The organism is Curtobacterium sp. CFBP9011 (assembly GCF_034045095.1).
Taxonomy (GTDB): Bacteria; Actinomycetota; Actinomycetes; order Actinomycetales; family Microbacteriaceae; genus Curtobacterium.
Window position 1 is genome coordinate 1 of record NZ_JAXCWN010000003.1, and the last position, 14,040, is coordinate 14,040.

Annotated in this window: 15 protein-coding genes; 11 read left to right on the plus strand and 4 right to left on the minus strand. The window is 73.2% G+C overall.

What is annotated here, in order from left to right:
- Nucleotides 1–384 precede the first annotated feature (384 nt).
- From SOM35_RS07265 to SOM35_RS07280, 4 genes are all read left to right on the plus strand, one after another.
- Entirely contained in the window at nt 385–954 is a 570-nt protein-coding gene (locus tag SOM35_RS07265) for a manganese efflux pump MntP (RefSeq protein WP_221852686.1), read from the plus strand.
- Nucleotides 955–1,147: 193 nt separating this feature from the next.
- Complete coding sequence (locus SOM35_RS07270) at nt 1,148–1,378, plus strand: hypothetical protein (protein ID WP_320514910.1); 231 nt, start codon at nt 1,148–1,150, stop codon at nt 1,376–1,378.
- Nucleotides 1,379–1,588: 210 nt separating this feature from the next.
- On the plus strand, nt 1,589–2,107 hold the full coding sequence (locus SOM35_RS07275) for a hypothetical protein (RefSeq protein WP_320514911.1): 519 nt from the start codon (nt 1,589–1,591) through the stop codon (nt 2,105–2,107).
- Between the two features lie 135 nt (nt 2,108–2,242).
- The gene (locus tag SOM35_RS07280) at nt 2,243–2,923 is read left to right on the plus strand and encodes a hypothetical protein (protein WP_320514912.1); all 681 of its coding nucleotides are present in this window, start codon (nt 2,243–2,245) and stop codon (nt 2,921–2,923) included.
- 77 nt (nt 2,924–3,000) lie between these two features.
- Here SOM35_RS07280 and SOM35_RS07285 read toward each other — a convergent pair whose 3' ends face one another.
- Nucleotides 3,001–3,609: a hypothetical protein gene (locus SOM35_RS07285; protein WP_320514913.1), complete on the minus strand. Its 609-nt coding sequence runs from the start codon at nt 3,607–3,609 to the stop codon at nt 3,001–3,003.
- A 144-nt stretch (nt 3,610–3,753) separates the two neighbouring features.
- Here SOM35_RS07285 and SOM35_RS07290 point away from each other — a divergent pair, with 144 nt between their 5' ends.
- From SOM35_RS07290 to SOM35_RS07300, 3 genes are all read left to right on the plus strand, one after another.
- Complete coding sequence (locus SOM35_RS07290) at nt 3,754–4,437, plus strand: response regulator transcription factor (RefSeq protein ID WP_320514914.1); 684 nt, start codon at nt 3,754–3,756, stop codon at nt 4,435–4,437.
- Complete coding sequence (locus SOM35_RS07295) at nt 4,434–5,987, plus strand: sensor histidine kinase (RefSeq protein WP_320514915.1); 1,554 nt, start codon at nt 4,434–4,436, stop codon at nt 5,985–5,987. The genes SOM35_RS07290 and SOM35_RS07295 overlap by 4 nt, the downstream gene beginning before the upstream one ends.
- A gap of 78 nt (nt 5,988–6,065) precedes the next feature.
- A complete protein-coding gene (locus SOM35_RS07300) occupies nt 6,066–6,545 on the plus strand; it encodes an NUDIX hydrolase (RefSeq protein WP_320514916.1) in 480 nt (159 codons plus the stop codon).
- Nucleotide 6,546: 1 nt separating this feature from the next.
- Here SOM35_RS07300 and SOM35_RS07305 read toward each other — a convergent pair whose 3' ends face one another.
- Genes SOM35_RS07305 through SOM35_RS07315 form a run of 3 tightly spaced genes read right to left on the minus strand, consistent with a single transcriptional unit; the run spans nt 6,547 to nt 11,206 of the window.
- Nucleotides 6,547–7,545: an XdhC family protein gene (locus SOM35_RS07305; protein ID WP_320514917.1), complete on the minus strand. Its 999-nt coding sequence runs from the start codon at nt 7,543–7,545 to the stop codon at nt 6,547–6,549.
- Entirely contained in the window at nt 7,545–10,352 is a 2,808-nt protein-coding gene (locus tag SOM35_RS07310; RefSeq protein ID WP_320514918.1) for a molybdopterin-dependent oxidoreductase, read from the minus strand. Before SOM35_RS07310 ends, SOM35_RS07305 begins: the two co-directional genes overlap by 1 nt.
- On the minus strand, nt 10,352–11,206 hold the full coding sequence (locus SOM35_RS07315) for an FAD binding domain-containing protein (RefSeq protein WP_320514919.1): 855 nt from the start codon (nt 11,204–11,206) through the stop codon (nt 10,352–10,354). Before SOM35_RS07315 ends, SOM35_RS07310 begins: the two co-directional genes overlap by 1 nt.
- Nucleotides 11,207–11,422: 216 nt before the next feature.
- Here SOM35_RS07315 and uraD point away from each other — a divergent pair, with 216 nt between their 5' ends.
- The 4 genes from uraD to SOM35_RS07335 are packed head-to-tail and all read left to right on the plus strand — an operon-like array spanning nt 11,423 to nt 13,970.
- On the plus strand, nt 11,423–11,965 hold the full coding sequence (uraD, locus tag SOM35_RS07320; protein WP_320514920.1) for a 2-oxo-4-hydroxy-4-carboxy-5-ureidoimidazoline decarboxylase: 543 nt from the start codon (nt 11,423–11,425) through the stop codon (nt 11,963–11,965).
- Complete coding sequence (uraH, locus tag SOM35_RS07325) at nt 11,962–12,315, plus strand: hydroxyisourate hydrolase (RefSeq protein WP_320514921.1); 354 nt, start codon at nt 11,962–11,964, stop codon at nt 12,313–12,315. The genes uraD and uraH overlap by 4 nt, the downstream gene beginning before the upstream one ends.
- A gap of 5 nt (nt 12,316–12,320) precedes the next feature.
- Nucleotides 12,321–13,286: a factor-independent urate hydroxylase gene (gene pucL / locus SOM35_RS07330; protein WP_320514922.1), complete on the plus strand. Its 966-nt coding sequence runs from the start codon at nt 12,321–12,323 to the stop codon at nt 13,284–13,286.
- A 9-nt stretch (nt 13,287–13,295) separates the two neighbouring features.
- The gene (locus SOM35_RS07335; RefSeq protein WP_320514923.1) at nt 13,296–13,970 is read left to right on the plus strand and encodes a nucleotidyltransferase family protein; all 675 of its coding nucleotides are present in this window, start codon (nt 13,296–13,298) and stop codon (nt 13,968–13,970) included.
- Nucleotides 13,971–14,040: the final 70 nt, after the last annotated feature.

Consider the following 14,040-nt stretch of genomic DNA (forward strand, 5'->3'; position numbering starts at 1 on the left):
CGAGGGTGATCGTGTTCTTCAGGGACTTGCGCATGTCTTCATTCCTTTGCTTGAACGCGCTCGGCGCGGTTGGTGACAGCGCGCCGAACACACCCCGGCTGAGGGGGTGGAGAACCAGCGGTGAGCTGCTGGTGAGCGCTTGCGGGTGTTTCCCGGCTTGTGACAGTGATTCGGGGCCGGTCGCGAACCGGTTTGGGTGGGTTTGTCCTCGTTACCGTTCTGTGACACGCCGGGTTCTCGGGGCGGGCCGTCGAACGCTCGAATTCGTCGTCCCGAATCCGTCTGATCAGGCCTTTTTCGCTCTGGACGGCGTTCCCGACATGACAGGATCGACGAGTTCCGAGACGACGGTGTCTCCGCTGTCATCTCGAAAGGCGCCACCCCATGTCGTTCTGGGCCCTCTTCCTCATCGCGCTCGGCGTCTCCGCCGACGCCTTCGCCGTCGCGCTCGGCAAGGGCCTGCACATGAAGCGGTTCAACGTCCGGCAGGCCGTGGTGATCTCCGTCGTCTTCGGTCTGTTCCAGGCGCTGATGCCGTTGCTCGGCTGGCTGCTCGGCACGACGTTCGCCCGGTCGATCGCCGCCTACGACCACTGGGTGGCGTTCGGGCTGCTCGCGCTCGTCGGCGGCAAGATGCTGTGGGAAGCGTTCCGCGGGCACGAGGACACCGACGAGGACACCGACCGGCTGCGCATCCGTGAACTGCTGGTGCTGGCCATCGCGACGAGCATCGACGCCCTCGCGGTCGGCGTCACGCTGGCGTTCCTGCCGGTGTCGATTGGCTGGGCGGTCCTGCTCATCGGCATCACGACCGCGGTCCTGAGCTTCGTCGGCGTCGCCGTCGGACGCCGGGTCGGCGCCCGCTTCGGCAAGCCGGCCGAGATCGCGGGCGGTGTGGTGCTCATCCTCATCGGCGTGCAGGTCGTCCTCGAGCACACCGGTGTCCTCGGCTGAGTCCGTCGTGAACGCTGGCCTTGATGAGAGGATCGCTCCGAACGGCGCAGCCCCACTCCGCGCGGACGGGCAAGCACGGGCAGCAAGAGTGACTGATGGGCAGTCCGCCAGCGTGTTCGTTGTCGGTGGGCTCCGGGCAAGCGGGGCGATCGCCGGTTCACTCCACCAGGTACTCCCCCCGAGGAAGGTCGACATGGGCACTCCGACCGAGGACACGGAACCCCGCGACGGCCAGCGCCCGAGCAGGTACCAGTGGCGATACGGACCCGTGCGTCTCGTCATGCCGTGGGCAGCCGTGGTGGTCGGGGTACTGCTCGCCGTCATGCACCGCACGCCGGTGCTCCTGTGGGCAGGAATCGGCCTGATCGCGCTCGGGGTGGTCTTCTTCTTCGTCTACCGCTTCATGGCCAAGCGAGGCATCTGAGCGGGGCTTGCACCAGCCCTGACGACTACCGCTGATCTGGAAGCCGGGAGCCTCACGCAGGTACCGCGGCCGAGCGTTCCCGCCCGAAGCATCAAGACTCGTACTCGGGGTCTTCGAGCCATTCGTCCGCGACGCTCAGCGTGGCAGCGTGCGTGTACCCGACGAGCTCGCCCAGGAACTCAGATCGGTCGTAGTTCTCACCGATGGACCGTGCTGCGCATCAGACGGCTCGGGCGGCGATCCACTCGCGATCGAACTGGCCTTGCCTGTCCATGCGAGGATCAGGCCGTGACTCGTGGGGACACCGACGGAAGCGGACGCACCGGGGCGGGACCGTGGCCGCATGTGCTGCTGGCAGCTGCAGTCGGCGCCGTCGCAGCCCAGTTCACCCACGGCGGTGCCGTCGCCGTTCTGCTGACGGGCTTGCCGGGCTTGGTGGTGCTCGTGATGGTCACGGTGGTGACCGGAGGCGCCCTCGCTGTGTGCGCGGTCCTCGGTACGGGTGCGCGGAAGTTCGCTTGGCTCGGAACCACGGCGCTTCTCGTGGTCCCCGCGGTACTCGTCGTCGACGCCGTCCTCTTCATGCGAGCCGGACCGAGCGATTCCTCCGACGGCGGCTTCTCACCGTCGCCGCTGCTGTGGGTGATCGGCGCGGTGCTGGCGGCCGTGCCTGCTCTGCTGGTGCATGTGTCCCGTAGCGGCAAGTCCTCAGACGGTCGGAGCGACTGACACCGCGTCCTCGGGTGAGTCCGACCCATCTGGCTACAGACACCTTGACTGGATTTAGTCATTCGTGACTAAATGCCGGAAGGGTCGCCGCCAGCCGGCCGGCCGGCTGGCCGGCCGTGGTGGGATGATCTCGTCGTGCTCACCGACGCCGCCCTCGTCGCCGCCCTCCGAGCGGCACGCCCCCTCTCGTACTCGGTGACCCAGATCGACGCAGCTGACGGCGTCATGACGATGCTGATCAGTCAGGCGGGGTCGCAGGCACACCTCCGGATCGCGCTTCCGTCGACCCGTGCGCCGCAGTGGTGGCTGCATGCACCTGCGGAGGACGCCGAGGACTGGGTGGGCCAGCTGCTCACCTGGATCGACGAAGAAGTGGACACCGACGGCCTCGGCGAGAGCCGTGCGAGGACGATGATCGACGGCGTGAGCCACGTCGTCGCGGAGAGCTACGGATGGCGGCTCACCGACCCTGTCGAGCACGCCCGGTTGAGCGCGCTGGCCGGTCCGCTCGGTTGGCGCGACGCCGATGAGCCAGCCCTCCCCGTGGCCGTACCCGCCGTCCGCGAGCTGGTGGTCGACGGCGAGCACTTCCGTATCTCCGTGGAGGGGGCCGCACACCAGGTCACGTGGCTCACCGGACCCAACGCCGGCTACGGCTACAGCGGGATGCTCGCCGGTACGAGCGGGATGAGCCCCGAGTCGATCGAGGCGGTCATCGCTGTGGCGATGGGTGATGACGAGCGACTGCGGCGGGACATCCGTGCCTTCCTGGCAGAGATCGACCCGGCAACCGGCTTCCTCAGCGAGGTCGATTGAGCGGATCAGGCCGGTCCTGAGCGGCCGGGAGGCGCGGTGCGGGTCGGACCCGCACCGCGCCTCCCGGCCGGGTCGCGTCAGGAACCGGAGGTCGGTGCGTCGGTCGGAGCACCGGTGGGCGCGTCACCCGGGGCAGGCGGGGTCGGCGCCGAGCTGTCCGTCGCCGGGGGAGTCGGCGCCTTGCCGTCGCCCTTCGGGGGAGTCGGCGCCTTCCCGTCGGCCTTCGGTGCTGCTCCGTCGGGACCGCACGTGGCGGCTCCGCCGGCCGGACCGGCTCCGGGGGCGGCTACCGGACCACCGGCGGGACCACCTGCCGGGCCTCCGGCCGCCCCGCCAGCTGCCCCCGGACCTGCCGGCGCACCGCTCGGCGCTCCCGTCGGCGCACCGGTGGGTGCCCCCGACGGCGCTCCGCTCGGCGCCCCCGTCGGCGCGGTGACACTGCTGTTCCCACCGTCACCCGGACCGGCAGCCATCGCCGCGGTGACGCCGACCCCGCCGAGGACGAGGGTGGCGGCGACCGCGGCACCGATGCCCGCGCGGCGGGCGAAGCGTCGTCGGCCGGCGGCGCGGTCAGCTGCGGGGGCCGTGGTGGGCGCTGCGGCGAAGTGGTCCACCGGGTACTGCTCGGTGGGCTGGTCGTTCCGGTTGCGGTCGTTGTGGTCGTCGTGCTGGTTGCTCTGGTGCATCGGGGTGCTCCTCGTGGTCGTGACGAACCCGTCCGGCTCGCTGTGGACCACGCTGGAAGTCGTGCCTGAAGCAGAACTGAAGCACAGGCGTTGCCCAGGTCGTTCCATGCTCCTTGCTCGCAGTGGACGCCTACGGTTCCCGGCGTGACCCTCCCCGCCCGCATCCTCGTCATCGACGACGACGAGTCCATCCGCACCGCCGTCGCCTCGAGCCTCCGAGCCGAGGGGTTCGCCGTGCGCACCGCCGGTGACGGCGACACCCTCGTCGACGACCTGGCCTCCGGGCGTCCCGACCTGGTGGTGCTCGACTGGATGCTGCCCGGTGCGAGCGGCATCGTGCTGGCTGCCCGGGTGCGGTCGGTGTCGGACGCGGCCGTGGTGATGATGACCGCGCGCGACGAACTCGACGACCGGCTGCGGGGGTTCGCCGAAGGGGCCGACGACTACGTGGTGAAGCCGTTCGCGATGGCGGAGCTCGTGGCCCGGGTCACCGCGGTCCTCCGGCGGCGGGGACGGATCCCGACCGTGGTCGAGATCGGCGACCTGGTCGTCGACCCAGACGGTGCGACCGCCCGCCGCGGTGGTGCGCTGCTCGATCTGACTGCGACCGAGTTCCGGCTGCTCTGCTTCCTGGCCGAGGGGCGAGGGCGCACCCTGTCGAAGGCCCAGATCCTGACGCAGGTGTGGGGGTACGACGACATCGACCCCAACATCGTCGAGGTGCACCTCAGCGCACTGCGGCGGAAGATGGAGGCGCACGGGCCACGCCTGATCCACACGATCCGCGGGCTCGGCTACCGGATGAGCGCCGAGCGGGTCGCCGCGTGAGCCGCCGCCGCGTCGCCGGTCCCGTCACGCCCGCGCTCCGCACCACGTCCCTCCGCCTGCGGACCGTCGTGGCGATCGTGCTCCTCCTGGCCGTCCTGCTCGGCGGCCTGTGCGTCGCGGTGCAGGCCCTGCTCGGCGACCAGCTCCGCGCCCAGACCGTCGACCGGCTGCGGGACCGGGCGTCCGCGGCGGCGGCCCTCGTCGGGACCGTCGACGCCGACGACCTCGCCGACCGTCTTTCGATGCAGGGCCTGTCCGTGCGCATCGTGCAGTCCGACGGTGCCGAGGTGCAGGCCGGCCCGTCGCCCGAGCAGCTCCGCGCCGGACCGCCCGACCCGGGGGACCTGCCCGCGCCGGGGTCAGGCCCGGGCGCTGCTGCCGGGAACACGGGCACGGGCACCGGCGCCGGCCGCACCGCCACCGGCAGCGCGGACGGCGCGTCCGTGGTGTCCTCGACGACATCCGAGGACGACGGCGTCCTGACCCTCCGGTCACGGCTCGACGACGGCACGGTCCTGACCCTGACGACCGGCACGCGAGACGTCCAGTCCACCCTGTCGACGCTCGGCTGGGTGATGGGCGCTGCCTCCGCCGGGTTCCTCGTCATCGCCTGCGTCGGTGTCACCCTCGTCGTCCGCCGGGCGCTCCGACCACTCGACGTCGTGACGTCGACCGCGATGTCGATCGCCGGCGGTGACCGTGGCCGGCGCCTCCGACCGCACCGCGACGACACCGAGATCGGCCGCGTCGCGACCGCGCTCGACACCATGCTCGACGCCGTGGAGGGTGCGGAGGACCAGGCCGTCCAGGCCGAGCTGCGCCTCCGGGCGTTCCTGTCCGATGCCGCGCACGAACTCCGCACCCCGGTCGCCGGGGTCCGGGCGGCCGCGGAGACGCTGATCCGCGCCGGCGTGCAGGGGGAGCAGCAGGAGCAGCTCGCGGTGCACGTCGTGCGGCAGGCGGGGCGCGCCTCCCGGCTCGTCGACGACATGCTCACGATGGCGCGGCTGGACCGTGGGATCGACCTCGACCGCCGCCCGGTGGACCTGGCCGCGTTCCTGACGGCCGAGGCGGAGCGGCTGGTCCTGCGGCTGCCGTCCGTGCACCTCGACGTCCGGGTGCCGGATCATCCGGTACCGGCACTGCTCGACGCGGACCGGATCGCCCAGGTGCTCGGCAACCTCGCCGACAACGCCGCCCGGGCGACCGGCGGCGACGGTCACCTGCTCCTCACGCTCCTGGCTGCCGACGGTGCGGACACCGCCGTGGTCCGACTCGAGGACGACGGCGTCGGCATCCCGACTGCCGACCGCGAGCGCGTCTTCGACCGACTCGTCCGCCTGGACGACGGACGCGAGGACCGCAGCGGCGGCGCTGGCCTCGGCCTGCCGATCGCGCGCGGGATCGCCCGGGCGTCCGGCGGCGACCTGGTCGCGGCCGAGCCGCTCGTCCTGGACGGCGCGGGGTTCGTGCTCACCCTGCCGGTGTCCGGCGCGGGCACTCTGGTACCGGACCACGGACGGGAGGCGCGGCTCGCCCCCGTCGGCTGAGGAGCGGACGCGTGGTGCGGACGCGTGGTGCGGACGCGAGACGCCCCGTCGGGTACGTCTGCTCGGTACCCTCGTCCGGTGCAGGACGACGCCCCGGAGGTCATCACGTCGACCGTCGACGCACCCTGGCTCCCACCCGGCGGCGTCGCGGACGTCGTCCTCGGCGGCCCCGTGCTCCGTCCGACCGGGCTGGTCCGCCTGCTGCTGACCGACGGGGACCGCGTCTTCTGCACACGCCGCGACGGGTCCGGCAAGGTCGACCTGCCGACCATGCGCGTTGGTGCGGAGGACCACGACGGCGCGATCGCGATCGCGGAGCTCGCCCGTCGCGTGGTCGGTGAGCCCGGGTCACTCCGGTACGTCGGAGCCGTCCGCAACACGGTCACGGTGCCGACACCGGAGTACGAGTGGCCGACCCCGGTCGCGGTGTTCGCCGTCTGGACGACCGACGCTGCACCGGTCGTCCCGGGCGAGTGGCTCGACGGCGGCGCGGGGTCGGTGCTGGCCGAGCGGCACTGGTACCCGCTCTTCCGGCGGCTCGTGGCGTCTGCCCACTGACTCACCGGGACACGGCGTCCTCCACCGGCCGCCGGTGCACCGGGCCGCTCCCGTCGACGAGCGCGCCGCCCGAGGCACCTCGGCGGACCGCCACCACCTCCGCCATGATCGACAGCGCCATCTCGGCCGGGGTCTCAGCGCCGATGTCGAGGCCGATCGGGGAGCGCAGCCGCCCGGTGTCCGGCGTGCCGAGGTCCCGCAGCACCGACAGCCGTCGCTCGTGCGTCGCCCGTGACCCCATCGCCCCGACGTACCCGGCACCACGGCGGAGCGCGAGGTCGAGCACCTCGGCGTCGAACCGGTCGTCGTGGGTGAGCACGATGACGACGGTGTCCGGTCCGATCGCGGTGTCGGCGAGCACCCGCGGCGGCCAACCGACGACCCGCTCCTGCGCCGCCGGGAACCGCTGGTCGGTGAGGAACACCGGCCGCGGGTCGACGACGGTCACCGCGTAGCCGAGCATGGCGGCGGTGTTCGTCACGGCGACGGCGAACTCGACCGCGCCGACGACGATGCACCGCGCCCGTCCGCCGGCGTACTCGGTGAAGACGCGGGTCCGGCAGCCGTCCGACGCCGTCACGACGCTGCCGAGCGAGGCCGCGTCGAGCGACAGGCCGAGCGACGTCGGCGTCCCGGCAGCGGCGGCACGGAGCGCGTCGACCACGACGGTGTCGGTCGGCAGGACGCGGTGGACGAGCACCTCGACCCGGCCTCCGCAGCGGAGGCCTGGCGCCCAGTCGGCCAAGGGGTCGGAGGGGTCCTCGAACCCGAACCGTTCCAGGACGGGGACGCCGGTCGCCAGGACCTGTTCGGCGGTGTCGTAGAGCGCCCCCTCGACGCACCCGCCGGAGATCGTCCCGACGACTTCACCGCCGGGCAGCACCGCCATCGACGTGCCGGTGCCGCTCGGCGCGCTGCCCTGCACGTCGACGGCGGTCGCGACGACGATCGGTCGGCCGCCGTCGAGCACGGCCAGGAGGCGCGGTGCCAGTTCGAACATCACGCACCCCCGGCGTCGGTCGCGTCCGCCAGCAGCGCCCACACCCGATCGCGGGTCATCGGCAGGCGGTACGGCCGGATGCCGATCGCGTCCCGGACGGCGTTCGCGACGGCCGGGGCGACGGGATTGTAGGGCGCCTCGCTCATCGACTTGGCACCGAGGGGGCCGAGCGGGTCGGAGGTCTCGGCGAACAGCACCTGGGTCCGTGGCACGTCGGAGATCTTCGGCACCCGGTAGGAGCGGAAGGCATCGGTGGTGACCCGGCCGGTGGCGTCGAGCACGACCTCCTCGTAGAGCGTCGAGCCGATCGCCTGGGCCGCGCCGCCCTCGACCTGGCCGCGGAGCTGTTCCGGGTTGAGGACGGTGCCGGCGTCGACGGCCTGCACGCTCTGCAGGATGCGGACCTCGCCGGTCGGTCGGTGCACCGCGACCCGGGCTCCGTGCACCGTGAAGGCGAGGGACCGAGGGGTGCCGTCGTGGCTGGCGTGGGCGACGAGCGGCCCCTCGGCGAGCAGCTCCGTGTGCCCGACGAGTTCGTCGCCGACGCGGACGCCCTCGGGCTCGACGGTGACCGCCGGACCGAGCACGCCGGAGGCGGTCCGCGGCGTGCGGGCTGCGACGAGTGCCAGGGCCCGGGCGGTCAGGTCGTCGCGGAGTGCCTGCGCGGCGGCGTACAGGGCACGGCCGGCGACCACGACCCCGGCGGACCCGAACGCCCCGGTGTCGTGGCGCGCGGCGTCGGTGTCGGACTGGTGCACGTCGACCCGGTCGGGTGTGGTGCCGAGCGCGGTGGCGACGAGCTGCGTGTGCACGGTGGTGGTGCCGTTGCCGAACTCCGCCGTGCCGACGCCGATGCGGTACCGCCCGCCGGGCAGCAGTTCGACCGAGGTGTGGGCGTGGTGTCCCCGGGGCGGCATGGTGGCGATGGCCGCGAGGGCGACACCGGTGCCGAACGCCCAGTCGGCAGAACGGTCCAGCCCCGGACCGTCGAGCACCGGCCCGTCCATCCGCGGGACCTCGGGCAGCGGTCCGGCCAGTGCGTCCTCGACGAGGTCCAGGCACTGGTCGAGCCCGTAGCTGCCCTCCCACTGCAGGTCGCTCTGCTCGTGCGGGTCCGTGACGACGAGCGGGTCACCCGGCACCACGACGTTCCGCCGCCGGAACTCGACCGGGTCGAGGCAGAGCTCGCGGGCCAGGTCGTCCATCGCCGACTCGATCGCGAACACCACCTGCCCGAGCCCGTAGCCGCGGAACGCCCCCGACGGCAGGTTGTTCGTGTACACCGACTCGGCGTCGACGCGCTTCACCGGGCACCGGTACACCGCGACGGACTCGCTGACCGAGTGGAACATGACCCCGATGCCGTGGTTGCCGTACGCCCCGGTGTCCATCGTCTGGTCGACGTGCAGCGCCGTGAGGGTGCCGTCCGCGTCGGCGCCGAGCCGGACCCGGACACGCATCGGGTGCCGGGTGGGCGCGACCGTGAACTCGTCCCGACGGCTGAACTCGAACTGCACGGTGCGGCCGGTCCGCAGCACCGCCAGGGTGACGAGGTCCTCGGTGAGCAGTTCCTGCTTGCCGCCGAACCCGCCGCCGACCCGCTTCGCGACGACGCGCACCCGGGCCGGGTCGAGCGCGAAGACGCGGGCGATCTCGTCCCGCACCAGGAACGGGACCTGCGTGGCGGTCCGGAGCACGAGCCGCCCGTCCGGGTCCATCCACCCACGGGTGGCGTGTGTCTCCAGGGCCGCGTGCGAGACGCGGCCGGTGGTCCAGACCCCGTCGACGGTCGCGGCCGACGCGGACAGTGCGGCCTCGACGTCGCCGGTACCGCCGTGGAGGCTCGCCACGACGTTCCGCGCCGGCTCGGCGATCCGGTGCTCGGCCGACGTCTTGTCACCGTGCAGGAGCGGGGCACCCGGCTGGCGTGCCGCATCGGGGTCGTGGACGCTGTCGAGGACCTCGTACTCGACGCGGACCAAGGCGCACGCCTGCTCGGCGATCCGGGCGCTGTCGGCGACGACCGCGGCGACGCGCTGGCCGCGGAACCGCAGCACCGGGTCGAGCACGCGGGTGTCGTCCGGGTCGTCCAGCCGTGACTCGTGGCGGCCGGTGGAGAACAGCACGCCGGGGTCGTCGTGGTGGGTCAGCACGGCGTGGACGCCGGGCAGGGCCGAGGCTTCGGTGGTGTCGATCGCGGTGATGCGGGCGTGCGGGTGCGGGCTGCCGAGGACGGCGAGGTGCAGGAGCGCCTCGGTGCGCCGGAGTCCGTCGCCGGGGATGTCCAGCGTGTACTCCTCGCGGCCGGTGACGATGCGCCGGGCCGCGGGGGCTGCGACCGAGGTGCCGATCGCCGCGCCCGGTGCCGCACAGGTCGTGTTCGCGACGCCGTCGAGTGCGTCCTCGATCGCCCGGTACCCGGTGCAGCGGCAGAGGTTGCCCTTGAGCTTCCGGTGCCGGTCGGCCAGGTCGTCCTCGGTCAGCGTCGAAGCGGTGACGACGAAGCCCGCCGTGCAGAAGCCGCACTGGAACCCGGGTGCCTCGGCGAACGCACGCTGGACGGGGTGCGGGTCCTCCGGGGTGCCGAGACCGGCGGCCGTGGTGACCGTGCGGCCCTCGAGCCGGTGGGCGGGCGTGATGCAGGAGTGCACCGGCACCTGGTCGACGAGGACCGTACAGGCACCGCAGTCGCCGGCGTCGCAGCCCTTCTTCACCGAGGTCACGCCGTGGTCGCGGAGGAGCGTGCGGAGGACCTGTCCGGGCTGTGGTGCGACCTCGAGCGGGGTGCCGTCCACCTCGAGCCTCATCAGGTGCCCGCCGCCGCTGCGGTCGTTCCCGCTGCGCCCGCTGCCTCGGCGGCTTCGTCGCGGAGTTCGTGTGCGAACACGCTGCTCACCGCACGTCGCCAGCGGGGCGAGCCGTGCGGGTCGTCGTACCAGTCCTCGTCCGAGCCCAGGACGGCGTCGAGGGCTGCGTCGACCTCTCGGGCCGACGGCACCGAGGACCACCGGAACACCACCGGCCGCGGGGTCGCCGCCGTGACGATCAACACGAAGCCCGCTGCCGACCACCGTGCGGTGACGAGCGAGCCCGACCGGCCGTGCGGGCTGAGCGACACCCGGCGGAACCCGGTCGTCGCGCGCAGCGCTTCCTCTGGCAGGTCGAACGCCCGGATGACCTCGCCGTGCCCGAGGTCCAGCGTCTGCACGCCGAGCACGAGCTGCTCGACGGGGACGCGGCGCTCCCCGCCGTCCGGGGTCCACACCACCGCGGTCGCGTCGAGTGTGACGAGCAGCGCCGTCATCGCCCCGGCCGGCAGCCCGACCGCCACGTTCCCGCCGACGGTCGCCGCGTTCCACACCTTGAACGAGGCGAGCAGTGCGTTCGCGCACCGGTCCACCAGCGGCCAGGCGACCCAGTCGGGGTCTGGCTGCACCCGGAGCAGCGCGGCGACCGTGCACGTCGCCGCGATCGTCAGCGTGCCGGGCGTCCGTTCGATGTCGGGCCACCCGAGGGTCGTCAGGTCGACGAGCCCGGTCAGGCCGGGTTGCTCCTCCGAGAAGAGCCAGGTGCCGCCACCGAGCGGGCGGTCACCGGGTGCGAAGGCGAGGTCGTCGCGGTGCGACGGGGTCCGCACGGTGCGGACGGAGACGAGGTCCATGGACGGGTCCGATCAGGGCAGGGCGGCAGGGGTCGACGAGCGCACCGACTCGTCGGCCGTGCGCGATCATGCCCCGGTTCCATGCCATGTCAGCCACGCTAGGGAACCGGTGTTTCAGCGTCGTTACGGGGAAGGAACAGCCGTGGTCGGGCGGTGCAGCGGACCCGTGACCTGCCCGACCTCTCCCCGAAACACGGGGGTGCCATCCTCCGGGACATGACCGTTCCACCGACCGACACCGCCACCCGGGCGTCCCCGACCACCGGCAGCGCGCTCGCGTTCGACCGGCTCGACGACGACGCTGCCCGGGCACTCGTCGCGTCCTGGGCCGCCGTACCGCGGTGGGCCGACGCCGTCCTCGCCGGCCGCCCGTACGGATCGGCGGACGCCCTCGCCGTCGCGGCCGACCGGCTCGCCCGGACCTGGACCGACGACGAGGTCGACGCCGCGCTCGCCGAGCACCCGCGGATCGGGGACCGGCCGGTGGGTGACGGAGCCGCGGCAGCAGCCTCCCGGCTGGAACAGGCCGCGTCCGCCGATGCCGACGTCGACACCGCGGCCGCGCTCCGGGCCGGCAACGCCGCCTACGAGACCCGCTTCGACCGGGTGTTCCTCGTCCGCGCCGCCGGTCGCAGCGCCGACCAGGTGCTCGCCGAGCTCCGCCGACGGATGACGAACGACGACGCCACCGAGCGCCTCGAGGTCGCCGGCCAGCTGCGGGAGATCGCCCTCCTCCGACTCGAGCGGAGCGTCCGGTGAGCCACCTCAGCATCCACGTGCTCGACACCACGAACGGCTGGCCCGCCGCCGGGGTCGCGGTCTCGCTGACCGACGCCGACGGGGTGCTCGTCGCCTCCGGCCGGACCGACGCCGACGGTCGGATCAGCAGTCTCGGACCGGACCTGCTCGCACCGGGGGAGTGGACCCTGTCCTTCGCCACCGGCGCGTACTGGGCGGCACTCGACACCGGCACGTTCCACCCCCGGGTGACCGTGACGATCACCGTGCCCGAGCAGCCGGACGGGCCGACACCGGATGACCCCGCGCCGCACCTGCACGTCCCCCTCCTGCTCAGTCCGTTCGCCTACTCCACCTACCGAGGGAGCTGACCCCCATGACCGACACCAGCACCGCGCCCGACGCCGCCACCGCCAGCGCCACGGGCGTGCCCACGACCGTCCACCTCGGCGCCAACCAGTACGGCAAGGCCGAGGTCCGCCTGGTCCGGGTCACCCGCGACACCGACCGCCACGAGATCGAGGACCTCACCGTCACGACCCAGCTGCGGGGCACGGCGCTCGCCGACTCGTACACCGACGGCGACAACGCGAAGGTCCTGGCGACGGACTCGCAGAAGAACACCGTCTACGCCTTCGCCCGGGAGCACGGCGTGCACAGCCCGGAGGAGTTCCTGCTCCGCCTGGGTCGCCACTTCACCACCGCGTTCGACTGGTACGACGGCGCGACCCTGTCGGCCGAACAGCACACCTGGGAGCGCATCACGGTCGCCGGCCGCGAGCACGACCACGCCTTCGTCCGGGCCGGAGCCGGCACCCGCACCGCGGTCGTGCAGGTCGACGGCGACGACGTGCACGTGATCGCGGGCGTCACCGACCTGACCGTGCTGAAGTCGACCGGCAGCGAGTTCCACGGCTTCCCCCGCGACGGCTACACGACGCTCGCCGAGACCGACGACCGGATCCTGGCGACCTCGGTGACGGCCCGCTGGCGGTACCTGCCCGACGCGGTCGCCGCCGGCATCGACTTCGACGTGGTCCACGCCGGGGTCCTCGCCCGGATGCTCGAGACCTTCGCCGACCTGCACTCGCTCGCGCTGCAGCAGACCCTGTTCGCGATGGGGCGCACCGCGATCGAGGCGTTCCCCGAGATCGCTGAGGTGCGCTTCTCGATGCCGAACAAGCACCACTTCCTGGTCGACCTGGCACCGTTCGGGCTCGACAACCCGGGCGAGGTCTTCTTCGCCGCGGACCGCCCCTACGGCCTCATCTCGGGCACGGTGGTCCGGGACGGCATCGAGGACGCCCCTGCCGCCTGGCTCGCGGTGCCCGGGTTCGTCTGACGGTCCGACATGACGGCCGTCGACGCGGGGACCGGCCGGGTGGTCGGCGTCGTCCTCGCGGCCGGGGCCGGCACCCGGATGGGCCGCCCGAAGGCACTGGTCCGTCGTCCTGACGGCCGACCCTGGGTCGACCTGGCGGTCACCGCGCTGCTCGACGGCGGGTGCGACGCGGCCGCCGTCGTCCTCGGTGCCGCCAGCCGGGAGGCCCGTGCCCTGGTCCCCGACCGTCCGGCGGTCCGCATCGTGGTCGCGGACGACTGGGAACGCGGGCCGTCCGCCTCGCTGCTGACCGGCCTGACGGCGGCAGCGGAGGACCCGGACGTCACCGCGGCGCTCGTCACGCTCGTGGACCTGCCCGGGCTGCCCCACGCGGCGGTCCGGCGGGTGCTCGACGACGGCGGACGGACGGCGCCCGACCGCGGGTCACTCCGCCGGGCGGTCCACGACGGCCGACCCGGACACCCGGTGCTCCTCGGGCGTGACCACTGGCGCGCGCTCCGTGCCGCGCTCGGTGCTGCGCTCGGTCCGGGAGCGGTGGCGGACGCAGACCGTGGTGCCGGCCCCTGGCTCCGGTCGGCGGGGGCGCAGCCGGTCGAGTGCGGCGACCTCTGGGACGGAGCCGACCAGGACCGGCCCCTGTCGGGTCGGGCCCCGTCGTGTCGGGCACGGTCGGGTGTGGCCTGAGTCGGATGTGACCTGACCCGGACACGACGGGAGGCCCGGTGCCAGCTGGCACCGGGCCTCCCGTCACGTG

Excerpts from the sequence above, each read along its gene's own strand:
- uraD (WP_320514920.1), top strand. The coding sequence starts at position 11,423 with ATGACCGTTCCACCGACCGACACCGCCACCCGGGCGTCCCCGACCACC.
- SOM35_RS07270 (WP_320514910.1), top strand. The coding sequence starts at position 1,148 with ATGGGCACTCCGACCGAGGACACGGAACCCCGCGACGGCCAGCGCCCG.
- SOM35_RS07305 (WP_320514917.1), bottom strand. The coding sequence starts at position 7,545 with ATGTTCGAACTGGCACCGCGCCTCCTGGCCGTGCTCGACGGCGGCCGA.
- SOM35_RS07285 (WP_320514913.1), bottom strand. The coding sequence starts at position 3,609 with ATGCACCAGAGCAACCAGCACGACGACCACAACGACCGCAACCGGAAC.
- SOM35_RS07335 (WP_320514923.1), top strand. The coding sequence starts at position 13,296 with ATGACGGCCGTCGACGCGGGGACCGGCCGGGTGGTCGGCGTCGTCCTC.
- pucL (WP_320514922.1), top strand. The coding sequence starts at position 12,321 with ATGACCGACACCAGCACCGCGCCCGACGCCGCCACCGCCAGCGCCACG.
- SOM35_RS07265 (WP_221852686.1), top strand. The coding sequence starts at position 385 with ATGTCGTTCTGGGCCCTCTTCCTCATCGCGCTCGGCGTCTCCGCCGAC.
- SOM35_RS07315 (WP_320514919.1), bottom strand. The coding sequence starts at position 11,206 with ATGGACCTCGTCTCCGTCCGCACCGTGCGGACCCCGTCGCACCGCGAC.
- SOM35_RS07310 (WP_320514918.1), bottom strand. The coding sequence starts at position 10,352 with ATGAGGCTCGAGGTGGACGGCACCCCGCTCGAGGTCGCACCACAGCCC.